Below are 25,427 nucleotides of genomic sequence, written 5' to 3' on the forward strand. Positions count from 1 at the left end.
TTGTTTTAAGTCTATAATTGTAACATATAAAAATGAAAAAATAAATGATTTTATGTTATAATTTTTAATCTAAAAAGAGTTTTCTTGGATATAAATTAAAAATTAAGGTAAATCATGCAAATTGATGATAAATTATTGACTAAACTTGAAAAGCTAAGTGCTTTAAAAATTGCTGATGAGAAAAGACAAGAATTAGAAGAACAATTAAGTCAAATTGTTAATTTTGTAGAAAAATTAGATGAATTAAAACTTGATGATGTGGAAGCTATGACAAGCACTACAAAAGGTGGAACGCCATTTAGACTAGATGAAAGTATAAAATCTGAAGTATTTGATGTAATTAGCAAGCATGCTCCAAATTCTCAAGATGGATTTTTTATAGTTCCTAAAATAATTGAATAAAATATTTGGAGTTTAGTGTAGATGGAAAATTTTTCGTGGTTTGATGTATTTGTTTTGGGCTTAACTGTGATTTTAGGCTTGAAAGGTTTAGTAAGTGGTTTATTTAAAGAAATTTTTGGCTTGTTAGGTATAGTTGGTGGGGTTTTACTTGCTTCAAGATATGCTAAAGAAGTAGCAGAAATTATCAATAATAATTTTTATGCAATTGAAAATGAAAATCTTGCAATTTTTGCAGGTTTTTTAGCTTTATTGATTGTGATATGGATAGCATGTATGGCTTTGGGAAATATATTATCAAAAATGTTTAGCATGAGTGGTCTTGGTTTTATAGATCGTATTGGTGGATTTTTATTTGGTAGTGCTAAAATATTTTTAATTTTTGCTATTTTGGTGGCTTGCATTAATAATATAGAATTTTTAAATTCAAGTTTAGAAAAATATGCAAAAAATAGTCAAACCTTGGATTTACTTAGAAAAACAGGTGAATATATAATGAATACTAATTTTACTCAAAATGGTTTAGATAAAATACAAGAACAACTTATAGATTCTAATATAAGTCTAAATTCGGAGGTAGACAATGCAAATTGAAAATATAGAATACGATGTTTTGCTTGAGCGTTTTAAAAAAACACTTAAAGACAATGGCCTAAAATATACCAAGCAAAGAGAGGTGCTTTTAAAAACTTTATATAATAGTGATATGCATTATACTCCAGAAAGTCTATATGTAGAAATAAAGCAAAAAAATCCCGAATTAAATGTAGGCATTGCAACAGTTTATAGAACTTTAAATTTATTAGAAGAATCAGGTATGGCTACTTCTATATCTTTTGGTGCTTCAGGAAAGAAATTTGAACTTGCAAATAAACCTCATCATGATCATTTAATTTGTAAAAGTTGTGGTGAGATTGTAGAATTTGAAAATCCTATTATCGAACAACAACAAATGTTAATCGCAAAAGAATATAATTTTAAATTAACAGGACATTTAATGCAACTTTATGGTCTATGTCCACAATGTAGTAAAAAATAAAGGTATATTTAATGTTTGATAATATTTTAGAGCAACAAAAAATTCAAAAAGCGCAAGAACTAAAAGAACTAGGAATCAACCCTTATCCGCATTTTTTAAAAAAAGAAATGAGTATAGATGAGTATAAGGTTAAATTTGCTTACGTTAAAGATATGGAAAATCAGCGCGATGAAAATGCTCATGGAGTATTAGCAGGAAGATTAAAACTTCTTAGAATAGCTGGTAAATCGGTATTTGCTAATATAGAAGATGAGCAAGATAATTTACAAATTTATTTTAATCAAAACATTTTAGGGGAAGAATACTTTGCTATTTTGAAAAAATATCTTGAAGTAGGGGATATTGTTTTGGTTAAAGGTTTTCCTTTTATGACTAAAACAGGAGAATTTAGTCTTCATGTAGAACAAATTCAAATAGCTACAAAAGCCATAGTGCCTTTACCGGAAAAATATCATGGATTGACAGATATTGAGCAAAGATATAGAAAAAGATATCTTGATATGATTATGAATAGTGAGGTAAGAAAAGATTTTATTTTGCGTTCTAAAATTGTTTCTTATATTAGATCTTTTTTTGATAATAAAGGATTTTTGGAAGTTGAAACACCAATGATGCATCCTATTGCAGGGGGAGCAAACGCAAAGCCTTTCGTGACTTATCACAATGCTTTGGGCGTGGAAAGATTTTTAAGAATTGCCCCAGAATTATATCTAAAACGTTTGATTGTAGGTGGTTTTGAGGCGGTTTATGAGATTAATAGATGTTTTAGAAATGAAGGGATGGATTTAACGCATAATCCTGAATTTACTACAATCGAGTTTTATTGGGCTTATCATAATTATCATGATTTAATGGATTTGACAGAAGAGCTTTTTGCAATGCTTTTAGATAAGTTAAATTTAGATAAAAAACTTGAATTTGATGAAAAAATAATTGATTTTTCTAAGCCATTTGAAAGAATTACTTATAAAGATGCATTAAAAAAATATGGTGGTTTAGATGATGAGCTTATTAACAATAAAGAATTAATTTTAGAAAAGCTAAAAAAAGACGGCTTTGAAGCTAATGAAAAATTAGAATTAGGTCATTTACAAGCTGAACTTTTTGATAATTATGTTGAAGATAAATTGATTGATCCTACTTTTGTGATAGATTTTCCTATTTCTATAAGTCCTTTATCTAGAAGAAGTGATAAAGACAAAGATATTGCTGAAAGATTTGAGTTGTTTATCGCAGGTAGAGAAATTGCTAATGGATTTAATGAGCTTAATGATCCACTAGATCAATATGAGAGATTTTTAAAGCAAATTGAAGCAAAAAATGCAGGCGATGAAGAAGCATGTGAAATGGATGAAGATTTTGTTAATGCGCTAGGTTATGCTATGGCGCCAACCGCAGGTCAAGGTATAGGAATAGATAGATTGGTTATGCTTTTAATTAATAAAAAATCAATTCGTGATGTAGTACTTTTCCCAGCTATGAGACCACTTAAAAATGAGATAAAAGGAGAGTAAATGTTGGAAAAATTTGATAAAGAAATTTTTGATTTAACCCAAAAAGAGTTAGCAAGACAATGCGATGGTCTTGAAATGATAGCAAGTGAAAATTTTACCATACCAGAAGTTATGGAGGTAATGGGTAGCATTTTAACAAATAAATATGCAGAAGGCTATCCTGGTAAAAGATATTATGGCGGATGTGAATTTGTAGATGAGATTGAAACGATTGCTATAGAAAGATGTAAAAAACTTTTTAATTGTAATTTTGCCAATGTACAACCTAGTTCAGGTTCACAAGCAAATCAGGGCGTGTATATGGCATTATTAAATCCTGGTGATAGAATTTTGGGTATGGATTTAAGCCATGGAGGACACCTAACTCATGGTTCTAAAGTAAGTTCTTCTGGAAAGGTTTATGAAAGCTTTTTTTATGGAGTTGAGCTTGATGGAAGAATTAATTATGATAAAGTGAGAGAGATAGCAAAAGAAGTTAAGCCAAAACTTATTGTTTGTGGTGCTAGTGCTTATCCTAGAGTGATTGATTTTGCTAAATTTAGGGAAATAGCAGATGAGGTTAGTGCGTACTTGTTTGCTGATATTGCACATATTGCAGGTTTGGTTGCAGCAGGCGAGCATCCTAGTCCATTCCCTTATGCTCATGTTGTAAGCTCTACTACACATAAAACTTTAAGAGGTCCAAGGGGTGGGATTATTATGTGTAATGATGAAGAAATTGCTAAAAAGATAAATTCTGCAATTTTCCCAGGTATTCAAGGTGGTCCACTAATGCATGTAATTGCTGCTAAGGCTGTTGGGTTTAAATATAACCTAAGTGATGAGTGGAAAATTTATGCTAAGCAAATTATTAAAAATACTGCTACTTTAGCACAGGTTTTAATAGATAGAAAATATGATTTAGTCAGTGGTGGCACTGATAATCATTTGATTTTATTAAGTTTTTTAAATAAAGAATTTAGCGGTAAGGATGCAGATTTAGCGCTAGAAAGAGCAGGTATTACAGCTAATAAAAATACTGTTCCGGGTGAAACTAGAAGTCCTTTTGTAACGAGTGGTTTAAGACTTGGGACAGCAGCTTTAACGGCAAGAGGCTTTAAAGAAGAGCAAATTGCTACTGTTGCAAATTATATAGCTGATATTTTAGATGATATACAAAATACTAAATTACAAGAAGAAATCAAGGTTAAACTGAAGGATTTAGCAAGTAATTTTATTATTTATGAAAGGGCTTTATTTTGATTACAACAATGGATTTAGCTTTAATTAAAATGGTTACAAGCCATTATTATATAAAGCGTGATACTATAGTAAATAAATACGAATACAAGGGTAGAATTTTCTTTGACAAATTTGAGAAAGTCAATGCTCCATTAACTGCTAGTGTTATACAAGAGCATATGGAAAAAAAGATAATCGTGGCACATTCTTTGATCAATAGTTTTGATAAAGTTGAAAATATTGTATTTGATTATAATGGTTTTAATGCGGAGCGTTTTTGGCATAGAGCACAACTTATTTTAAGAGAAGAAGGTTTTATTAATTTTACTGCTTATAGAACAAGAACTAATAATCATTTGCATTTATATATCCATAAAGGACATACAACCTTTAATGAGGCTTGTTCTTTGGGTTCAAAATTATCTTTACTTTTTTCTCAAAAAATGCCTATAGAGTGGAAAGTTTTTCCTAGTATGGATATACCTAGAGAATTTAATATTTTAACCCTACCCTATGAAGTTTATCAAAAAGAACGTGGTGCTTCTTGGTCTAAACATATGTAATTTTTTGAAAGGATGAAAAATGGAAGAAAACAATAAAAACGAATTTGATGATATTATTTTGCAAAAAAGCAATAAAAGCGAAAAACTCAAAAAAATTTTACTTAGATCGATTATTTTAATCATTGTATTTTTAGTTGTTATGATAGTAATGAAGCTAATTAATGATCCAGGTGAAGAAAAAACTTTGCAAATGCCATCAGAACCACAAGAACAAGCTGCTTATGAAAATAATTTTAATTCTTTACCTATTACAGATAGTACTAAAGAAGAAGATGAATTTGAAGCTTTGGCTAGAAAATTAAAAGAAGAAAGCTCTTTGGTTGATACAAATACTACTATAGAGGAAAAGCAAGAAGTTCCAAATAATAGTGTGTTAGATCAAATTGCTACAGTAGAATCAAAAGAAGAGTCAACTAAGGTAGAAGAAAAACAAGAAGAGATTAAGCCTGTAGAAAAATCTATAGAAAAACCAATTCAAAAACCTTCTGAAAAACCAAAAAATAATGTAGTTGAAAAGCCAAAAGCTCCAGAGCAAAGCAATACAAATGAATTGTTTGAGAGTATAAAAACTCCAAGTGTTCAAACGCAACTTCCTGTAGGTGCGTATATTCAAGTTTTTTCTTTAAATAGTTTGGATCCTAAATCAAAAGAATTGAATATACTTAAAGAAAATGGATATGATTACAAAATTTATAAAACAACAGTAAATGGTAAAGAGTTAACAAAAGTTTTAGTTGGGCCTTATAAAGAAAGTGAATTAAAGGCTGAATTAGAAAAAGTACGTTCTAAAATTGCAAAAGGTGCTTTTACATTTAGAGTAAAATGAAAATTTTTGCAGTTATAGGCGATCCTATTATGCATTCTAAATCCCCAAGAATGCATAATAATGCCTTGCAAGCTCTCAAAAAGGATGCAGTTTATATAAGATGTCACCTAAAAGATAAAACAAAATTAAAAGAAACTATTCAGAAGTTAGATGGGGCTAATATTACCATACCTTTTAAAGAAGTAGCTTGCGAAATCGCTGATTTTAAAGATGAAAGCGTTATGCATATAGGCTCTGCTAATACTTTATTGAATAAAAATAATAAAATTTATGCTTATAATACAGATTATCTAGGATTTTTAAAAGCGATTGAAGATTTTTCTTCTGTTGAAAATACCTTGATCTTGGGTGCTGGAGGTACAGCCAAGGCTTTGGCATATGCTTTAAAATCTAAGAATATTAAAGTCACAATAGCAAATCGCTCTAATGCTAGGTTTGAAAATTTAAGTAATTATCTGTGTTTTTTATATGATCAACTTGACTTAAATGAAAAATTTGATTTAATTATTAATACAACTAGCGCAGGCTTAAATGATGAAAAATTACCTTGTCAAGAAGGGATTTTAAAAGGTGTTTTTCAACAAGCCAAATATGCTTTTGATGTGATTTATGGTAAAAATACACCTTTTTTAAAATTAGCAAGAGAAAATGGCTTGAAAATAAAAGATGGTACACAAATGCTTTTATGGCAAGGTGTTTTTGCTTTTGAGTTGTTTTTGGAATGTCAAAAAACAGAAGAAATTTTTAAAGCCATGGAGATGGCTTTAAAACTTCCTTAATGACTAAACCAGGATTTGATTTTATCAAACAAGCTTTCTTGTTCTATAAAAGCTTCTTCATCTGCCAAGCCAAAGCTTTTTTCAAGTTGTAACAATAGATTTTTTTGTTCTTCGGTGAGAGTTTTTGGAAATTTTATTTCAATTTGTACAATATGCGAACCAAGTTTTCCATTGTGAATATTTTTAACACCTTCATTAGTTAATTCAAATTTTTGCTTATCTTTTGCACCTATTGGAAGCTTAAGATCAGCTTCTCCTCTTATGGTAGAAACTTTAATAGTTTTTCCAAGAGCAGCTTGAGTAAAAAATACAGGTACTATAGTATAGATATCATCATCATGTCTGATAAATTTATCATCATCTTCTACAATGATTTTGATATATAAATCACCTCTTTGAGAATAATTTGGAAGCTCGTTGGCTTTGTTTTGCACTCTAAGACTCATACCGCTATTTATACCTTCTGGTATATCAAGTTCTATATAATCTTTAATTTCTTCATAACCATTACCATGACATATTTTGCATTTATCTTTTATAATTTGACCGCTACCTTTACAATGATCACAAGTTTGTACAAAGGTCATAAAGCCTTGCCTAATACCAACTTGACCTTTCCCATCACAATGAGAACAAGTATTTAATTTTCCATTTTCTGAGCCACTTCCTTTGCAAGATTTGCAAAAACTTTTATAGGTAAAATCAATTTTTTTCTTACAACCAAACACAGCTTCTTTAAAATTAATTTTTGTTGTTATCTTTGAGTCATGGGGGTATTTGTTTTCTTTTTCCTTTTTACGTGTTGAACTGCCAAAACCAAATCCTTCTCCAAAAAAGCTTGAAAATATATCTCCTAAATCAACATCTCCAAAACCGCCAAATCCACTTGCTTGCCCTTTAAGTCCTTCTTTTCCATATCTATCGTATATGCTTCTTTTTTCATCGTTGCTAAGCACCTCATAGGCTTCATTAACAAGTTTAAATTTTTCTTCCGCTTCTTTATCTCCTTGGTTTCTATCAGGATGATATTTTAATGCCATTTTTCTATAAGCTTTTTTTATGGTCTCTTTATCTGAAGTTTGAGAAATTTCTAGTATTTCATAGTAATTAAGTTCCACTTTTTTCCTCTCTTGAAAAATTAATATTGTAATTTTAGCAAAAAAATAAATGAATAGTTAAATTATGTGTTATAATGTTAAGTTTGTAACATATTTTCACTAAAGGGGTAGAGATGATTAATGTTTTAATGATCGAAGATGATCCAGATTTTGCAGAGTTTTTGGCAGAATATTTGGCCCAGTTTAATATAAAAGTTACTAATTATGAAGATCCATATTTGGGAATGAGTGCTGGTATAAAAAACTATGATTGTTTAATTCTTGATTTAACTTTACCTGGACTTGATGGTCTTGAAGTTTGTCGTGAAATAAGGGAAAAATATAGTATTCCTATTATTATTTCTTCAGCTAGAAGTGATTTAAGTGATAAAATTGTAGGCCTTCAAATAGGCGCAGATGATTACTTACCAAAACCATATGATCCAAAAGAAATGCATGCAAGAATTATGAGTTTGATTCGTCGTTCTAAGCGAACTAATGAAACTCCTGAAAAAATAATCAATTCAGCATTTAAAATTGATGAAAAAAGACATGAGATAAGTTATAATGATGAAGTTTTAATATTAACACCTGCTGAGTATGAAATTTTAAGTTATATGATAAGACAGCATGGCTTTTCAGTAAGTAGAGAGCAGCTTGTGTATCATTGTAAAAGCCTAAAAGATAAAGATTCCAAAAGTCTAGATGTAATTATTGGTAGGTTAAGAACTAAGATCGGTGATAGTTCTAAAGCACCAAAGCATATTTTTTCTGTTAGAGGAATAGGGTATAAGTTGATAGGATGAAAATCACAATTAATCTTAAGATTACTGCTCTTTTTGCAACAGCTTTTTTGTTTGTTTGTGCATTATTTGTTTTGCTTGGAAAAATTCAAATTGATTCGTATTTAACAAGTGAGCAAAATAGACAAAAAGATATTATCGAAAAGATTATTTATAATTTGGAAAGAAAGGAGAAATTTTCTGTTCATGATTATCTTCTTTCTAAGTCCTTTGTCTTGGTTGAAAGTGAGCGTAGTATAAAACATATTGTTACAAAAGGTGAAAAGGTTTTTAGAATCAATTCTTTATATGGCAACTTTGCTTCTATTGTTTATCATAATCAAATTTACTTTTATGTTGAGCAAGATAAAACAAGATGGCTTTATGAATTAAATTCTTCCACACGTTTAGAATATTTGTTTTTGCTTAGCTTTTTTTTCAGTTTGATTTTAATTATATTTTTATACTTTTCTGTATTAAAATCACTAACACCTTTAAAAATTTTAAAGAAAAAAATTAAAAATATTAGTACAGGTAAAATAGAACCTTTATCTGAGTATTCTCAAATTAATGATGAAATTTCTGAAATTTCTTTTGAATTTGATCACGCAATTAATAAAATACAAGAACTTGTAAAATCTAGACAATTTTTTTTAAGAATGATTATGCATGAACTTAAAACACCTATTGGAAAGGGTAGGATAGTTTGTGAGATGTTAGACAACCAAAAACAAAAAGATCGCTTGGTGGCGATTTTTGAAAGGCTTGAACTATTGATTGATGAATTTGGAAAGATTGAAAAGGTTTTATCAAGAAATTGTCAACTCAATTTGCAAACCTACCATCTTAGTTTAATTTTAGAACAAGCTGAAGATTATTTGATGAGAGATGATTTTTATCAGAAGGTTAAGATTGTATATAAAGATGATGTTATGATTGTGGCAGATTTAGAACTCTTCTCTTTAATGCTTAAAAATTTAATTGATAATGCTATTAAATATTCTGATGATAAAAGCTGTGAAATTATATGTTCTGGAGATTATATAATTGTTAGAAATAAGGGTGTGCAGCTTAAAAAAACTTTTGATTATTATTTAAAGCCATTTGTAAGAGAACAAAATACCCAAGTTGAGGGCATGGGGTTAGGACTTTATATTATTAATAATATTTGTAATCTTCATGGTTATAATTTAACCTATAGTTATGAAGATGGATATCACACCTTCAAAATTGTTTTTTCAAGGTTAAAATAGCTTGAAGGGTATAGAAAAATTCAATGAGTTAGTAGAGATTTTTTCTGCTCTTCCCACTATAGGTAAAAAAACGGCTTTAAGGCTTGCATATCATGTGTGTATAAAAGATCCTTTACTTGGTTCAAAACTTGCTTATCATATTGAAGAATCTATTAGAGCAATTAAAAAATGCATCCAATGTGGATCTTTAAGCGAAAATGAATTATGTGAAGTATGTTCTAATATAGAAAGAAATAATAATATAGTTTGTATAGTACAAGATCCAAAAGATGTTTTGGTTTTAGAAGATAGTGGAAGTTATGATGGACTTTATTTTGTACTAGAGAATACTAGTGAGGATAATATTATAAAATTAAGATTAATAATTGAAAGTAAAAATGTAAAAGAAATATTTTTTGCTTTCACACAAGGATTAAATTCTGATGCTATTATTTTTTTTATAGAGGAAAAACTAAAAGATTTAAATTTAAGCTTTTCACAAATAGCCCAAGGTATTCCAAGTGGTGTAAGTTTAGAAAATGTGGATTTTATATCTTTGCATAAGGCAGTAAATCATAGAACTAAGCTTGATTGATGTATTTTTTTAACAGTGCTAACCATTCAATTTTGTTAATGTCATTTAAGACCATATTGGCAAAGTCACAGTTTTTAATCCTATCTTTGGAAAAAAGCAAAATGGTATTTTTGGGATTTTTTATTTTGTATTCATGTAGTATTTGGCTAATATGTATTAAATCAAATTTAATAACTTCATAATCTATTAAAATCAATTTGAAATTTAATTGTAAAGCCTTTTTAAAATCACTTAAATTGTTTACAGCTTGATTATTTGGACAAAATTGATTGGTTATATTTAAAATAAGATTATTTTCAAAACTAGTAGATTTAAAAATCAAAACATTAGAATTTTCTTTTCTATAGTTCTCTTGCGCAAAATTAACATTTAAAAAATTAATTATGTCTTCAGTGTAAATTTCAGTAAAAGTAAAATTTAAAATATCATCAACTCTTTCTTTTGAGATAATAAAAGTAAAATTTCTTTCTTTATAATCATTTATAATTTCACTGCTAATTCCTATATTTAATAATATACATTGTAAAAGAAAATTTTCAATAACATTGTTGTTTATAATACCCACATGAATATTTTCAAAACAATTATTTGTGGAAATTTTATTGTGGTGATATTGCTGTAAAATTGGCTTTAGTGTAGATAAATTATCTGCTTGTAAATAACTTAAACCTTGAATAAGATACTGGAAATTTTTTTGTACAAGTTTATTTTGTAGTTTTTGATCTTGTAATTGCTTGTTGATTGAATCAAATAATAGTTTTAAATTTTCCTTTAACTCTTCCAAAGAATTTGATTTTGGCAAAGAAAAATATTTTTCAATCTCCTGAGTTAAAAATTTATTTTTTTTGATTTTCTGATTTTTTAGAGTTATACAAATACACGCAATGATAAAAATCAAAATACTCACAAAGGTATAAACGAAGAATAGTTTTTGGTCAATAGGGTATAAAAAATAATAATTTAAAAAGCATAAAATTAAAGTCAAAAGACTAATAAGTAATATCATAAATTATCCTTGATTAATTTGGCTATTTTTGCATTAGAAAGTGATTTTAACTCATCAAAATTAGCTTTACTAATCTTATCAAAACTACCATAATAATCTAAAAATTTTTTAATATATCCTTGGGAAATTCCAAGTTGCATTAGCTTAGAACTTTGCAAATCTTGCTTTCTTTTTGTTTTTTGATGAAAACTAATTGCAAAGCGATGTGCTTCATCGCGCAATTTTTGTAAAAATTGTAATTTTTTATCATCGGTGGAAAGTTGAATTTTGCCTTCTTGAGTATAAATTTTATCTTTTGCATTTCCTTTTGCCCTATAAGCTTTTGTATCTATTTTTTCTTTAGAAATTGTTAAAATATCTACATTTGCTCCAGAACTTTTGATGATATTATTTGCTAGCTTTAATAAAGTATCTCCTCCATCAATTAACCATAAATCAGGCGGAGGATTTTTATCAAACGACATGGCTCTTTTACTAAGAGTTTGAAGCATTTGATCGTAATCATTTTTATAGGATAAATGGTAGTGCCTATAAGAACTTTTGTCAAATTTTCCATCTTTATAGGCTACCAAAGCACCGACATTTGCTTCACCTTGCATGTGAGAATTATCAAAAATTTCTATATGATTAGGATAATTTTGTAGGTTAAAAAATTCTTTTAATTCTTTTAAAAATAAATAATCATCACTTTTTAAGTGTTTTTGTATATTTATTTTTGCATTTTCTAATGCAAGCTCACACAAGGCCTTTTTTTCACCAAGTTTTGGAGTCTTAAGGTGAAATTTTTTAGAAAATCTCTCGCTAAGTAAATTTTGCAAAAGATTCATATCTTCAAATTCTTCATGTGTATAAATTCGGGTTGAATTTATTGGGCTATCTTGGGTGTAATTTTCTAATATGTATTGCTTGTATACCGCATTTAAGTCAAATTCATCTTGATGATTTAGGGTTAGCACTTTATGGTTTGAGCTAATTATCCTACCATTATTGATGACAAAACGCACCATAGAGAGTATATTTGCTTCATGGTATATGGCAAAAACATCAAAATCTTCTAATTTTGCAAGGTCTATTTGTATTTTTACGCTTAAATCTTCTATTGTTTTGATTTGATCTCTTATAATAGCTGCTTCTTCGTAGTTTTCGTTTTTTGCATACTCTAGCATTTTATTTTCTAATTTTTTTGTTAAAGATAGAGGATTTAAAAGAGCTTGAGTAGCCTTTTGGATAATTTTTTCATATTCTTGCTTAGAAATTTTTTGCTCACATGGTCCTTTGCAACGCTTAATTTGATAAAAAAGACAAAGCTCTTTGCAAGATTTTTTTTGTCTTAGTTCAAATGATAAATACAAAGCATTTAAAAGCTCTTTTGCTCCTTTAAAAAACGGACCAAAATATTTTATTTTATTTTTTTTGATGATTTTTCTTGTAATTTCAAATCTTGGAAAATCTTCATTTAAGTCTATATAAATATAAGGGTAGGTTTTATCATCTCTTAATAGTATATTGTATTTTGGATGAAGCTGTTTTATAAAAGAATTTTCCAATATTAAAGCATCGGCCTCACTTTTTGTGGTAATAAATTCTAAATGATGAGTCTGACTGATCATCTTTTGAATTCTTAAACTATTGTTGGGATTTGGGCAAAGATTTGGAGTGAAATTAAAATAACTTCTAACGCGGTTTTTTAAATTCTTGGCTTTACCTACGTATAAAAGCTTACCTTGTATATCAAAATACTGATACACGCCAGGTAAATTGGGTAAAGTCTTGAGTTCGTTTTCAAGCATTTTTTATAAGCTTTCGCAGTTCTTCAAATTTATTATATAAAATAGGATTTTTAAAATGGTTTCTAAAATCTCCATTAGAAAGTTCTAGATGAGTATTTTTATGTTCAATAAAAATACTATTTTTAGATGTAAAGTTTTTATCATTAAGTATTTTTATGTTTTCTACTTTTGCAAAATTACTCATTGGCTTAGCTAAAGTATAGTTTTTTATGAGACTTTTAATCATTTTTTTGGTATTATCGTGATTAAGCTCCATATATGCAATGTGGTGTTTAACTAAAATAACCAAAGTATTATTTTTTATAAAGAGTTTAGTAATCATTTGTTGGTGATTAAGGTTTAACAAATTTAAAAACTCTTTATATTGTAAAAGTACTTTTAAAGGTCTATAATGTTTATATTTTTCAGAATTGGCAAGTGCATTGATAACATCATGACTTGTTTTAATTTTATTTTCAACTTTCATTTGATTATTGTAACATTTTTTTTATTAATATTGTTAAGTGCGTGTGGCTATAAAGCTGCTCCGTTTTATGAAATAAAAGATAATAATGGTAGTGTAAAAGAGATTAAAAAATTCCAATCTTTGGAGAGTGAAATATGAGTAAAATACTTTTTTTACTCTGTTTTGGCGTTAGTTTTTTATTAGCTAGTCAAACACATGAGTTAAATTTAGCTTTTAGTACTTTGGGTATAGGCGTTTTAATAATTTTTATATTAGGCTATTATTTTATTGCAGCAGAAGAAAAATATCATATTAATAAAACCAAACCCGCTTTATTTATAGGAACTTTGTCTTTTGTTATCATAGGTATATATATGGTAATGAATGATTTAGATACGCAGATACTTGAAGAAAGTGTTAACCACCTTATTTTAGAAATTGCACAAATTGTCTTTTTCTTAATAGCTGCTATGACTTTTATAGAGGCTTTGATAGAAAGATCAGTTTTTGAAACTTTAAAATACAAACTTGTGAGCAAGGGTTATACTTATAGAAAGTTATTTTGGCTAACAGGAATTTTAGCTTTTTTTATCTCCCCAATTGCAGACAATCTTACAACTGCTTTGATTTTATCTACCGTGCTTTTAACCATAGATAAGCATAACAAAGAATTTTTAATCCCGGGTGCTATAAATATTGTAGTGGCGGCTAATGCAGGTGGAGCTTGGTCGCCTTTTGGTGATATTACTACTTTAATGGTTTGGACGGCAAAAAAAGCTACATTTTTTGAATTTTTTGCTCTTTTTCCTGCTTCTTTTATTGGTTGGTTGCTTACTGCTTATTTATTATCGCGTTATGTGCCTAATATTGAGCCAAATTTTCACAAAAATAATCTAGAAAAAATTGAGATTAAACCAGGTGGTAAAGTTTTTATTGTACTTGGTTTTTTAACTATTGCTTTAGCAGTATTTATTCATAGTATTTGCGATTTACCTGCGATGTGGGGTATGATATTTGGCCTTTCTTTGCTTAGCTTATATGTATATTTTTTTAATAGAAAGCAAAAAAAGAAAGACTTAAATATTTTTCATTATATGACGCGTATAGAGATGGATACTTTATTGTTTTTCTTTGGTATTTTATCTGCAGTTGGCGCCTTGCATTTTGTTGGTTGGCTTGCTTACGCTTCTGATCTTTATGCAAAATTTGGAGCTACTAGTATTAATATAGGCGTAGGATTTTTATCTGCTATTGTAGATAATGTTCCGGTTATGAGTGCGGTATTAAAAGCAAATCCAAGCATGGATGATACTCAATGGCTTTTAGTAACTCTTACAGCAGGAATAGGGGGATCATTAATAAGTTTTGGTTCGGCTGCCGGAGTAGGAGTAATGGGTAAAATGAAAGGAATTTATACTTTTAATGCTCATTTAAAATATGCATGGACGATTTTGGTTGGTTATATAATATCTATTATAGTTTGGTATGTACAATTTCAATTGTTAAATTTATAAAGGAGTTAGATGAAAAAAGCAGATATTTTAGTTTTGGATTTTGGTTCACAATACACACAACTCATTGCTAGAAGATTAAGAGAGCAGGGTGTGTATGCAGAAATTTTACCTTTTAATGTGAGTTTAGATGAGATTAAGGCTAAAGAGCCTAAGGGTATTATTTTAAGTGGTGGACCAGCTAGTGTATATGCAAATGATGCTTATTTTTGTGATAAGGGTGTCTTTGATTTAAATATACCTATTTTAGGGATATGCTATGGTATGCAACTTATGGCACATCATTTTGGAGCAAATGTCGCTCCAGCAGGTCATAAAGAATATGGTAAAGCAACTATAGATATTCAAAATGATAGTGATTTGTTTAAAAACTTACCTAAAAAGCAAACAGTGTGGATGAGCCATTCTGATAAGGTTGAAAATTTACCACAAGGTTTTGAGGTTTTAGCAACTAGTGAAAATAGTCCATTTTGTGTGTTTGGAGATGAGAAGCGTAAATTTTTTGCTTTACAATTTCATCCTGAAGTGCAACACAGTGAATTTGGAAAAAGCATCTTGAAAAATTTTGCTAAGTATGCATGTAATTGTGATAGTGTATGGAATATGGGATCTTTTGCAAAAACTCAAGCACAAAAAATCAAAGAAGAAGTAGGAAATGATAAAGTACTTTGTGCAGTAAGTGGTGGAGTGGATAGTAGCGTAGTGGCTGCATTGTTAGCAAGTGCAATTAAAGATCAAGTAGTGGTTGTTTTTGTTGATAATGGTCTTTTAAGAAGCGGTGAAAAAGAACAAGTTGAGTATATGTTTAGACATACTTTGGGTATTGATCTAATTAGTATTGATGCTAGAGAAATTTTCTTAAGTCGTTTGGCAGGGGTGAGAGATCCTGAGCAAAAAAGAAAAATCATAGGAAATACTTTTATAGAAGTTTTTGAAGAAGAAGCTAAAAAACATAAAGATGTAAAATATCTAGCGCAAGGGACTTTATATACTGATATTATTGAAAGTTCGGTCGTAGGAGCTAGTAAAACTATAAAATCTCATCACAATGTGGGTGGTTTACCTGAAAAGATGAATTTAAAACTCATCGAGCCTTTAAAGGAAATTTTTAAAGATGAGGTAAGAGCTTTGGGAATGGAGCTTGGCTTAAGTAAAGATGTGGTTTATCGTCACCCTTTCCCAGGGCCAGGTCTTGCTATACGTATAATGGGTGAGGTAAATGAGCCTAGTTTGGAGCTTTTAAGAAAAGCAGATGTTATTTTGATTGAAGAATTAAAAAGTAGTGGTTGGTATGATAAGACATGGCAAGCTTTTTGTGTGCTTTTAAACGTACAAAGTGTTGGTGTAATGGGAGATAATAGGACTTATGATAACGCAGTTTGTGTGCGTGTTGTTAATGCAAGTGATGGTATGACTGCGACTTTTTCTCATTTGCCTTATGAATTATTAGAAAATATTTCGCGCCGTATTATTAATGAAGTAGAAGGAATCAATCGCGTGGTGTATGATATTTCTAGTAAGCCGCCAGCAACGATTGAATGGGAATGATTATTTAGTACAAAAATATACAAAAGCAGGGGGAAGATTTTGCCAAATGATAGGTGAAATTTCTACCTTGCTAAAAGTAGCAAAAAGTTTTTTCTTAAAAGCCCTTCCTTTTGGTGTTGGGAGTATATAAGCAAATGTTGCAAAACAACCGTTTTCCTCTAAAGCATCATGGATAGATTTTAATAATAAATCTTGCTCTTTGGAATTTAATAAAGCCCAAGGAATTCCTGAGATGATCAAATCAACGCTGTTGATCGCTCTTTTTTCTAGCATATTAGGCAAGAATTCTGCTGAGCTGATTTCTATATCTATATTTTTTATATTTTGCTTTAATTTTTTTGCCATGTGAGGGTTGATTTCAACGGCAAAAAAACTTGCATTATGATTTTTTTGCTTGAGAATATATTTTGTAAAACTTCCTGTGCCAGGTCCTATTTCAACGATATTTTTTGCATGTTTAACATGGGAAGTTATGAGTTTGCTTAATTTTTTAGAGCTTGCACAAAACGCTCCTGTTTGTTTTGGGTTTTTAAAATATTGATATAAAAACATAAATAAAATACCTAAAATATTTGTTTTGAAGAAATTCTAAAATATTATTGTAAATTTATAAAAACAAAGTTAAAATAAGAATTTAATTTTTCTTTAGATCAAGGATTTGGATATGCACGGAAAAATAATGGTTTACGTGGATGCTACTGGGAGAGGAACAGTAATTAATCTAGCAAAAACATTTTTTGAATTTAATAAACATGCATGGCATGATAAAAGAAGTATGCCAACGGTTGGTATGTTTGTTGAATTTAGATCCGATGGAAAGCATATTACTGATTTAAGACCTTCTAAATTCCAAGAATTTACAGATAATGATTTTATTAAAGAAAGAGATTTTTGGAAAACAGATAGTGATGATGAATTAGAAGATTTAAGATTAACAAGACGTGATGCTTATGTTCAAGAACTTTATAGAGAAACTGATTATGATAATCTTGATAAAATCACATTAAATTTAACCATTCCACAAGCTATTCAAAGGTATTTTTATAATGAAACCTTGTCAATTAATGCAGTAAAAGATATTAATACAGATGAAGTGCCATATATTATAGATTTTTTTGCTATGAAACGTTTCTTATATAAGGCTTTAGATACTTTGTTGTTCTCAGATAATACCATCAATCAAGCTGATTTTTCTGCAATGAAAAATATCATAGTACACCTTGAAATGGCATATAAAGATATGAAAGATAAGCAAAAACATATTAATATGGAACGTTTGTATGATGAGGTATTTTTATCTCATCAATGTCATTATCAAGCTCTTTTGGCTTCAATTGATAATAGGAAAAATAGGAAATTAGCACTTGATCGTCAAATGAGTACTTTAATTACAGATATAAAATCAAAACAAGCAAGATTGGAATCTGAAAATGGTAAAAAACGCCAAGAATTTGAAGAGTTAATACAAAGTAAAAAACAAAAATTAATAGAAATTAAAAATGAAGCGGATTATTTTACAAAAAGTGTAGAAAAATTAGAGGCGATGAAAAAGTCTTTTTATGAAAAAAATCTTACTATTTTTAGTAATAGTTTTAATATGGCAAGAGAAAAACTTTTTGAAAAAATTAAGCAAGGCTTGAATATTTGTGCTACAAAACTAGATATAGAAATTTGGAAAAAATCTTTAAAATCGACAAGTATAAAAAATTCTTATTTTAAAACAGCAAGTGAAATTTCTTTTTGTACTCTTTCTTTTGCTGAACTTTACTTAAATAGATTAAACAAACATGCACTAAACCCAAATGATCAGCTTTTATTTTCTTATGTTAAAAAAGTAAGAAAGGAATGCGAAAAGAGTTTTTTAGTAGTTACTTCTAATCCTGATTTATATGTTAGCATGAAGATTCAAATTTTTGCAATGAATCCTTATTATGTAGTTAAACATGCACCTAAAAAAGTAAATTACCAAGGTTTGATGAAAAATACTGAATTTGATATAGTTTATGTAGATGAGAAGACTATATGGGCACCTGTTGCTGACGTTATTTTAGAAGGGAAATATTTCTTAAAAAAAGATTCTAAAACTAAATTTAAAATTTTATAAAAATCCTTTTAAGCCCTATTTTTAAGTTTTATTAGTTATAATTATATTGCCTAAATGGTTCGATATGGTATTAAAGAGGATCCAACACATTAATTATAAGCTGTGATGTGTGATTTACTGTGTTCTGTGACTTCGTTTGAGTTTTGAAAAAAGCGAGAAGCTGCAGCCTTTAAAAATCACCTAATGGTATACTTTGACTTTTTGAGGGTCAGACACTTATACTCCGGCCATTTGGGTTTTTGCAACACTTTTAAGGAAAATAATGAAAATTTTAATATTAGGAAGCGGTGCAAGAGAGTATTCCATCGCTTTGGCTCTTCAAAAAACAAATGATAATTTAGAATTTTATTTTGCTCCAGGAAATGGTGCTACTGCTAAAATAGGGACTAATCTTAATATGAAAGATCCTAAGGTGATTACAGCTTATGCAAAGGCATCTGAGATTGATCTTTGTATAGTTGGGAGTGAAAATTTTTTAGCAGAAGGTATAGTAGATCTTTTTAAAGAAAATAATATTGCTATTTTTGGTCCTACTAAAGCTGCTGCTATGCTTGAAGCTTCAAAATCTTATATGAAGAGTTTTTTAAAAAAATATAAAATTAAAACAGCTAAATTTTTAAATACAACAGATTATGAAAAAGCTAAGAAATTTATTATGAGTTTAACACCTCCTATTGTTGTGAAAGCAGATGGTTTGTGTGCAGGTAAAGGAGTAATTATAGCGCAAAGTCACGAAGAAGCTTTGGAAGTTACTAAAAATATGCTTAGTGGTGAAAGTTTTGGCGAAGCTGGAAAAATTGTTGTAATTGAAGAATATCTCGATGGTTTTGAATTAAGTGTATTTGCGGTTTGTGATGGAAATGATTTTGTATTATTACCTGTTGCGCAAGACCATAAAAGATTATTAGATAACGATAAAGGACCTAATACAGGTGGTATGGGGGCTTATGCTCCAAGTGCTTTAGCAAGTGAAATCTTATTAGAGCAAGTAAAAAAAGATATAATAACACCGACTCTTAAAGGCATGAAAGAAGAAGGTGCTGAATTTGTCGGTGTGTTATTTATAGGTTTGATGGTTGTAAATAATAAACCTTATGTTTTGGAATATAATGTGCGATTTGGCGATCCCGAGTGTGAAGTTTTGATGCCTTTGATAGAAAATCCTTTGGATTTATTTTTAGCATGTGTGAATAAAAATCTTGCCAATGCTCATATAAAAATTAAAAACGAATTTGCTGTGGGCGTAGTTTGCGCAAGTAAAAATTATCCTTACAAGGACTCACCAAAAGCCTTGATTGAGATAGACAATATCCCGCAAAATTCTCATATTTCTTATGCTGGTGTAAGTTTGGAAGATGATAAATTATATGCTAGTGGTGGTCGCGTATTGGTTTGTGTGGGAACTGGAAAAAGCATTGAAGAAGCTCAAAAAAATGCTTATTTACTTTGTGAAAATGTCCATTTTAAAGGAAAACAATATAGAAAAGATATTGCTTTTCAGGTTCTTAAATGAGTGCAAATCAAGAATTATTTGATAAATTAGAAAAAGAAGAGCTAAAATTAGCAAGTTTTAAAAAAAGATTTTTAGCTTATATTGTTGATAGTTTTGTGATTTTAGCTATTGTGAGTATTATTTTATTTGATAAGATTGACTCTATGCAAACTTATGATGAAATTCATAATCTTTTAATGCGTTTTGCTAGTGGAATTTTGATTTTGCAGTTTGTGTATCATAGCTTGTTTACTTATTTATATGGTGCAACTTTAGGAAAAATACTTTTGAAAATTATGGTGATTGATCAAGAATTACTAGATAAGCCAAATTTTACCCAAAGTGCCTTAAGGGCAGGTATAAGACAAGTTAGTGATATGTTATATGGTTTAGGTTTTGCTTGGGCTTTGAGTAACATTGTTTTAAAAACTTGGCATGATTATGCAGCAAAAACAGTGGTGATAGATCTTGCGTAAAATATTACTTTCTTTGGCTTGCATAGGAAGTTTATATGCTTCTAAAGTAGATATTTATGCTTTAGATGTTGTAAAAAAAAATGATATTATAGAAGCAAAAAATAATGTAGTTGTAGTTTCTGATTTGTATTTAATAACTGCAAGCGAGGCTAAATTTAATGAAACAACTAAAGATTTAGAATTATTTGGTGATATAAATATCTTAAGAGGACAGAAAGAAAGAACTAATTCTACTTATACTAAAATTAATCTCAAAGATAATACAACAGCTTTTAAAAATTTATTTTTTTCAAATAATGATTTGGAAGTTTGGTTGCAGTGCCATCAAGCTAAAATTGATGATAAATTTATAATAAGTAAAAAGTCTGTTGTGTCTAGTTGTAATGTTGAAAATCCTGATTGGGAGATTCGTTTTGATGAAGGAAAACTAAACAAAGAAACTAATTTTTTGCATCTTTATAATGCAAGATTATATGTTAAAAATACTCCTGTGATGTATTTGCCGTATTTTGGTTTTAGTGTGGATACCAAAAGAAAAAGTGGTTTGTTAATTCCTCAGGTAGTTTTAAAACAAAGCGAGGGATTATATTATAATCAACCAATCTATTATGTTATTGATGATAATGCAGATATACAATTTGAACCTCAAATTAGAACAAAAAGAGGTTATGGACTATATTCAACTTTAAGATTTATCGATAGTCCTTATTCTCAAGGCGAAATTAGTGGTGGTATTTTTGGAGAAAAATCAAGCTATAAAAGAGAAGAAAATTTAAAAAACAAAGAACACTATGGTTTAGAAATTAAATATTCAAGTGAAGCTCTGTTTAAAAGTCTTTTGAGTGATGAATTTCAAGAAGGTTTATGGGTTGATGCTACTTATTTAAATGATGTTGATTATATGAATTTGAGTTCTAGCGCAAAAACAGAAGCTTCTTTGGTCACTTCTAAAATAAATTATTTTTTATCAGATGATGATAATTATTACGGTGCTTATGCAAAGTATTATATAGATACTTCTAAAATTAGCAATAAAGATACTTTGCAAGAATATCCATCTTTTCAATATCATAGATATCTAAATGGTTTTTTTGATAATTATATACAGTATAGTCTAGATGCTTCTTTTCATAGATATTATAGACATACTGGTATTTATGCTAAAACTTTAGATTTTGATTTACCATTAATTTATCATACAAGTTTTATGGATGATTTTTTAAATTTTACCTTTACCGAAAGGGTTTATGCTAATTTTGTGGATTATTCCAATACAGATATTAAAAACCAAGAGCACTTATTTCAAAATTCTCATAATTTTTCTTTATATACAGATCTTTCTAAGCCATATGAAAATTTTTATCATACTTTGTATTTAGGAGTTAATTATTTTCTACCTGGAGCCAAGTCTGGAGAAATAACAGAAGATTTTATAAATATTGATAACAATCCTGAACAATTTAATTTTTCAATGTTTCAGTATTTTTATAATACTTTAGGCAAAAAAAAATTATACCATAGTTTAAAATTAAAATATTTTACCAAAGAAGGTAGTTTTGGTGGTTTTGATAATATTGTAGAATATTTTTACAATGATTATATAAGCTTTAGAAATGAAGCAGAATATTCAGGAGTAGATAGTCGTTTTGATAAAGTTTTTAGTGAAGTATTATTTGATTATGATAAATGGAAATTTAGCCTAAATCATGCTTATAGAATTTATGAAAAGGAAAAATATAACTTTTTGGGAACTAAAGCCCAATATGATATAAACACTAATTATCAAATTTTTGGTGGATTATGGTTTGATTTAGATAAAAATCCTGATAAATGGGAGGTGGGTTATACTTATCAAAGAAAATGTTGGAATTATTCTTTGATGTATCGTAAAGATATTTCACCTAAGCTTACTAGCGGAGGGATTAGCGCCAAAGATCAAAGCGGTGTATATTTTATGTTTAATTTTTATCCATTGGGCGGAGTTTCTTATGATTTTTCTTTGGAAGAGAATGAAAGGTCTATATAATGTTTTTTGAAGATGAAAAAGATGCACTTGAGAGATTATATGATATATTGCCGTTGAATAAACTAAAAGATTATATTATCATTACACCTTCTTTAAAATCTATAGTTTTTGTTGATGCGCTGGCACAAAAATTAGAAATTCCATATGATTTTTTATTCACAGAGCAAATTAAAGCTCCTAATAATGATGAGTGTCAAATAGCTATGATTAGCGAGACAAAAGAGCTTGTTTACAATAAGGCTTTAGTTAAAGCTTTTGATATAAGCTTAGATTATATTTATGGTGAGGCAAACAGGACTTATGAAGAAAAAATTTTAAAAAATGTATATCGTTATAGAAAAGGAAATCTTTTAAAAGGTTTAAAAGGAAAAAATATTTTAATGCTGCATGAGGGCTGTGAAAGTGGGATTACTGCTTCTTCATGTATTAAAAGTTTGCTAAAAGAAGAAGTAAATAGCATTATTTATGCCACTGCTTTAATGCCAAGCGATGTGTATGATTATATTAGTGTTTTTGTAGATGAGGTTTATTGCGCGCAAAAAATTGATCATTTTGTGAATATTGAGTTCTATTTTAAAAATAAAACGATTTTGCAAGCCCATGAAATTTTAGATATTTTAGAAGAAAGTAAATATTATCTTCCTTTAAAAAAGTAAATTTATATCTAAACAATTTGTTGTTTAGATATAAATTTATAGGCAAAATAAAAACAGGCTTTTTAAGTTTTAATTTTTAAAATTTAAAAAGCTTATTTGGTTTTGTCTATGATAAAAATTTAAAGGAAAAATCATGCGACATGAAATAAATATCAATAATCATATTGAAATATTTGATACCGATAAGGTAGCAAAACAAGCCGCAGGTGCAGTTTTAATGCAAGAAAAAAATGCAGTAGTTTTAGCAACTGTAGCAAGAGAAGAAAAAATGGTAGAAGAGGATTTTTTACCTCTTACGGTGCAATATATAGAAAAAGCTTATGCAGCAGGTAAAATTCCAGGTGGCTATGTAAAAAGAGAAACTAAACCAGGTGATAATGAAACTTTAAGTGCAAGGATTATAGATAGAAGCTTAAGACCTCTTTTTCCAAAAGGCTATGCTTATCCAACCCAAATTGTAGTTATGGTTCTTTCTGCTGATCCTGAGGTAGATTTACAAGTAATGAGCTTAAATGCTGCAAGTGTTGCTTTATATTTAAGTGATATTCCTATTAAAGCGCCAGTTTGTGGTGTAAGAATAGGCCGTATAAATAATGAATTTGTTTTAAATCCAAGCAACAGTGAGCTAAAAAATAGCACCCTAGATCTTTATGTAGCAGGTGTGAAAGATGAGCTTTTAATGATAGAAATGAGAGCTTTGGCAAATAATCAAAACAATAAACATTGTATGAATGAGTTAAGTGAAGATGATACTTTAAAAGCTTTAGATTTTGCAGGTAATGCAATTTTACGTGGCTCCAATGAATATGAAAAAACATTTGCTGCTTATAGAAAAAATTCCAAACTTGAGTTTAAAATAGAGCTAGATAATGCTCAAATTATTGATTATATAAAAAATACTTATATAACAAAACTTAAAATTGCTATTAATCAAATGGCAAAAAGTGAAAGAGCGAGTGAAATTTTGCAAATTGCAAAAGAAATTGAAAGCGAAGCAATAGCCATCGAAAATGAATGGAAATTTGAAGATATTGAAAAAGCTTTGCATGTATGTAAAAGAGAACTTATTAGAAATCAAATTATTAATGAAAATAAAAGAGCAGATGGTAGAGGTTTGAAAGATGTTAGGAAAATAGACATAGAAACAAATATTTTACCAAACGCTCATGGATCTTGTCTTTTTACTAGAGGACAAACCCAAGCTTTAGTTGTTGCAACTTTAGGAAATGATAATGATGCTCAAATGTCAGATTTGCTAACAGAAAAAAATCCAATTTGTGAAAAATTTATGGTTAATTATAATTTTCCAGGTTTTTCTGTAGGTGAAGCTAGCCCTATAAAAGCTCCTGGTAGAAGAGAACTAGGGCATGGAAATTTAGCAAAACGAGCTTTACATCCTAGCGTAGATATAGATTATGCTCATACCATTCGTTTGGTATCTGAAATTTTAGAAAGCAATGGTTCTAGTTCTATGGCTACTGTTTGTGGTGGTGCTTTGGCTTTAAGAGCTGCAGGAATAAAAAGTGAAAAACTAGTAGCAGGTGTGGCGATGGGGCTTGTTTTTGAAGATGAAAAATATGCTATTTTAACAGATATTATGGGGCTTGAGGATCACGATGGAGATATGGATTTTAAAGTGGCAGGAAGTTATGAAGGAATCACCGCTTTGCAGATGGATATAAAACTTGGTGGTATAGAGCAACAGGTTTTAAAAGAAGCTTTATATCAAGCAAAAGAAGCTAGAGAACATATTTTAAAACTAATGGAAGAAGCTGATAGAAACATCATTGTTAATGAAGCTATTTTGCCAAAGATTGAGATCTTTAATGTAGATCCGAACAAAATCCCTGATATCATAGGTCAAGGTGGTAAAACTATAAAAGAAATCATCGAAAAATTTGAAGTTAATATTGACTTAGATAGAGATAAAGGTGAAGTTAAAATAGCAGGAGTTAATCATGATTTGATTTCTCAAAGCAAAGAATATATATTAAATTTGCTCCATTCCAAAGGCTCTAATAAAAAACGCGATAGAAAAGAAATGCCTAAATTTGATATCGGAGAAGAATTTATAGGAAAAGTTCAAAAAGTTGTAGAATTTGGAGTTTTTGTAGAACTTAAAGATGGCGTGGATGGTTTATTGCATAATTCTAAGATTAAAGAAAAGTTAGAAGTAGGTAATGAAATTAAAGTTAAGGTTGCGGAAATTAAAAACGGAAAAGTCTCTTTAGATTTAGCCTAAATTTTGAGCATATTAAAAATATGCTCAAAATTTTGTATTATATCTTGACAAAAGAATATTCTTTTGGCATAATTTCATTTTTTG

General features: G+C 29.0%; 24 protein-coding genes. 19 read left to right on the forward strand and 5 right to left on the reverse strand.

All coding sequences use genetic code 11. The annotated features are described in order from the left end of the window. Positions 1-114: 114 nt before the first annotated feature. Genes gatC through CAMP5060_RS06210 form a run of 8 tightly spaced genes read left to right on the forward strand, consistent with a single transcriptional unit; the run spans position 115 to position 6,341 of the window. On the forward strand, positions 115-402 hold the full coding sequence (gene gatC, locus CAMP5060_RS06175) for an Asp-tRNA(Asn)/Glu-tRNA(Gln) amidotransferase subunit GatC (protein WP_039625566.1): 288 nt from the start codon (positions 115-117) through the stop codon (positions 400-402). 21 nt (positions 403-423) lie between these two features. After that, positions 424-993: a CvpA family protein gene (locus CAMP5060_RS06180; RefSeq protein ID WP_087700098.1), complete on the forward strand. Its 570-nt coding sequence runs from the start codon at positions 424-426 to the stop codon at positions 991-993. After that, positions 983-1,438, forward strand: a complete 456-nt coding sequence (locus CAMP5060_RS06185; RefSeq protein ID WP_039617809.1) for a Fur family transcriptional regulator — start codon at positions 983-985, stop codon at positions 1,436-1,438. Before CAMP5060_RS06180 ends, CAMP5060_RS06185 begins: the two co-directional genes overlap by 11 nt. Positions 1,439-1,449: 11 nt before the next feature. Continuing rightward, a complete protein-coding gene (gene lysS / locus CAMP5060_RS06190) occupies positions 1,450-2,952 on the forward strand; it encodes a lysine--tRNA ligase (RefSeq protein WP_087700096.1) in 1,503 nt (500 codons plus the stop codon). Next, positions 2,953-4,194, forward strand: coding sequence for a serine hydroxymethyltransferase (locus CAMP5060_RS06195; RefSeq protein ID WP_337218086.1), 1,242 nt, complete (start codon positions 2,953-2,955; stop codon positions 4,192-4,194). After that, positions 4,191-4,736 carry a DUF1882 domain-containing protein gene (locus CAMP5060_RS06200; RefSeq protein WP_337218087.1) on the forward strand — a complete coding sequence of 182 codons (546 nt, stop codon included), beginning with the start codon at positions 4,191-4,193 and terminating at the stop codon, positions 4,734-4,736. The genes CAMP5060_RS06195 and CAMP5060_RS06200 overlap by 4 nt, the downstream gene beginning before the upstream one ends. Before the next feature lie 19 nt (positions 4,737-4,755). Next, the gene (locus tag CAMP5060_RS06205) at positions 4,756-5,562 is read left to right on the forward strand and encodes an SPOR domain-containing protein (protein WP_087700089.1); all 807 of its coding nucleotides are present in this window, start codon (positions 4,756-4,758) and stop codon (positions 5,560-5,562) included. Next, positions 5,559-6,341, forward strand: coding sequence for a shikimate dehydrogenase (locus tag CAMP5060_RS06210; protein ID WP_337218088.1), 783 nt, complete (start codon positions 5,559-5,561; stop codon positions 6,339-6,341). The genes CAMP5060_RS06205 and CAMP5060_RS06210 overlap by 4 nt, the downstream gene beginning before the upstream one ends. On the opposite strand, the gene dnaJ is transcribed toward CAMP5060_RS06210, so the two are convergent. Next, complete coding sequence (gene dnaJ, locus CAMP5060_RS06215) at positions 6,338-7,459, reverse strand: molecular chaperone DnaJ (RefSeq protein ID WP_087700085.1); 1,122 nt, start codon at positions 7,457-7,459, stop codon at positions 6,338-6,340. The two genes, CAMP5060_RS06210 and dnaJ, sit on opposite strands and share 4 nt — an antisense overlap. A 113-nt stretch (positions 7,460-7,572) precedes the next feature. Here dnaJ and CAMP5060_RS06220 point away from each other — a divergent pair, with 113 nt between their 5' ends. From CAMP5060_RS06220 to recR, 3 genes are read left to right on the forward strand one after another with little or no spacing between them, the layout of a single operon-like run. After that, positions 7,573-8,244 (forward strand): response regulator transcription factor, encoded by a 672-nt coding sequence (locus CAMP5060_RS06220; protein ID WP_087700084.1) that lies wholly within the window; start codon positions 7,573-7,575, stop codon positions 8,242-8,244. After that, a complete protein-coding gene (locus CAMP5060_RS06225; protein WP_087700082.1) occupies positions 8,241-9,473 on the forward strand; it encodes an ArsS family sensor histidine kinase in 1,233 nt (410 codons plus the stop codon). Before CAMP5060_RS06220 ends, CAMP5060_RS06225 begins: the two co-directional genes overlap by 4 nt. 1 nt (position 9,474) lies before the next feature. Further along, positions 9,475-10,047 (forward strand): recombination mediator RecR, encoded by a 573-nt coding sequence (gene recR, locus CAMP5060_RS06230; protein ID WP_087700079.1) that lies wholly within the window; start codon positions 9,475-9,477, stop codon positions 10,045-10,047. On the opposite strand, the gene CAMP5060_RS06235 is transcribed toward recR, so the two are convergent. Genes CAMP5060_RS06235 through CAMP5060_RS06245 form a run of 3 tightly spaced genes read right to left on the reverse strand, consistent with a single transcriptional unit; the run spans position 10,034 to position 13,309 of the window. Next, complete coding sequence (locus CAMP5060_RS06235; RefSeq protein WP_087700077.1) at positions 10,034-11,053, reverse strand: hypothetical protein; 1,020 nt, start codon at positions 11,051-11,053, stop codon at positions 10,034-10,036. The genes recR and CAMP5060_RS06235 overlap by 14 nt on opposite strands. Further along, positions 11,050-12,843: an excinuclease ABC subunit UvrC gene (gene uvrC, locus CAMP5060_RS06240; RefSeq protein WP_261545244.1), complete on the reverse strand. Its 1,794-nt coding sequence runs from the start codon at positions 12,841-12,843 to the stop codon at positions 11,050-11,052. The genes CAMP5060_RS06235 and uvrC overlap by 4 nt, the downstream gene beginning before the upstream one ends. Further along, positions 12,836-13,309 (reverse strand): hypothetical protein, encoded by a 474-nt coding sequence (locus CAMP5060_RS06245; protein WP_087700074.1) that lies wholly within the window; start codon positions 13,307-13,309, stop codon positions 12,836-12,838. The genes uvrC and CAMP5060_RS06245 overlap by 8 nt, the downstream gene beginning before the upstream one ends. Positions 13,310-13,443: 134 nt before the next feature. On the opposite strand from CAMP5060_RS06245, the gene nhaD reads away from it, so the two are divergent. Together nhaD and guaA are read left to right on the forward strand one after the other, a co-directional pair. Further along, positions 13,444-14,802 (forward strand): sodium:proton antiporter NhaD, encoded by a 1,359-nt coding sequence (gene nhaD / locus CAMP5060_RS06250; protein ID WP_087700072.1) that lies wholly within the window; start codon positions 13,444-13,446, stop codon positions 14,800-14,802. A gap of 9 nt (positions 14,803-14,811) precedes the next feature. Further along, positions 14,812-16,347, forward strand: coding sequence for a glutamine-hydrolyzing GMP synthase (guaA, locus tag CAMP5060_RS06255; RefSeq protein WP_039628132.1), 1,536 nt, complete (start codon positions 14,812-14,814; stop codon positions 16,345-16,347). On the opposite strand, the gene CAMP5060_RS06260 is transcribed toward guaA, so the two are convergent. Next, positions 16,348-16,899, reverse strand: a complete 552-nt coding sequence (locus CAMP5060_RS06260; RefSeq protein ID WP_087700070.1) for a class I SAM-dependent methyltransferase — start codon at positions 16,897-16,899, stop codon at positions 16,348-16,350. 112 nt (positions 16,900-17,011) lie between these two features. Between CAMP5060_RS06260 and CAMP5060_RS06265 the strand changes: the two genes are divergently transcribed. The 6 genes from CAMP5060_RS06265 to CAMP5060_RS06290 all read left to right on the forward strand — a co-directional run bounded on the left by CAMP5060_RS06265 (position 17,012) and on the right by CAMP5060_RS06290 (position 25,343). Beyond that, positions 17,012-18,451, forward strand: coding sequence for a hypothetical protein (locus CAMP5060_RS06265; protein ID WP_214100445.1), 1,440 nt, complete (start codon positions 17,012-17,014; stop codon positions 18,449-18,451). 262 nt (positions 18,452-18,713) lie between these two features. Then, positions 18,714-19,964 carry a phosphoribosylamine--glycine ligase gene (gene purD / locus CAMP5060_RS06270; RefSeq protein WP_337218089.1) on the forward strand — a complete coding sequence of 417 codons (1,251 nt, stop codon included), beginning with the start codon at positions 18,714-18,716 and terminating at the stop codon, positions 19,962-19,964. Beyond that, positions 19,961-20,419 (forward strand): RDD family protein, encoded by a 459-nt coding sequence (locus CAMP5060_RS06275; protein WP_214100443.1) that lies wholly within the window; start codon positions 19,961-19,963, stop codon positions 20,417-20,419. Before purD ends, CAMP5060_RS06275 begins: the two co-directional genes overlap by 4 nt. Next, complete coding sequence (locus CAMP5060_RS06280) at positions 20,409-22,445, forward strand: LPS-assembly protein LptD (protein ID WP_337218090.1); 2,037 nt, start codon at positions 20,409-20,411, stop codon at positions 22,443-22,445. The genes CAMP5060_RS06275 and CAMP5060_RS06280 overlap by 11 nt, the downstream gene beginning before the upstream one ends. Continuing rightward, entirely contained in the window at positions 22,445-23,101 is a 657-nt protein-coding gene (locus CAMP5060_RS06285; protein WP_214100441.1) for a phosphoribosyltransferase, read from the forward strand. Before CAMP5060_RS06280 ends, CAMP5060_RS06285 begins: the two co-directional genes overlap by 1 nt. A gap of 133 nt (positions 23,102-23,234) precedes the next feature. After that, complete coding sequence (locus CAMP5060_RS06290) at positions 23,235-25,343, forward strand: polyribonucleotide nucleotidyltransferase (RefSeq protein ID WP_214100440.1); 2,109 nt, start codon at positions 23,235-23,237, stop codon at positions 25,341-25,343. Positions 25,344-25,427 lie beyond the last annotated feature (84 nt).

The organism is Campylobacter sp. 1569, assembly GCF_024723675.1.
Lineage (GTDB): Bacteria > Campylobacterota > Campylobacteria > Campylobacterales > Campylobacteraceae > Campylobacter_D > Campylobacter_D jejuni_C.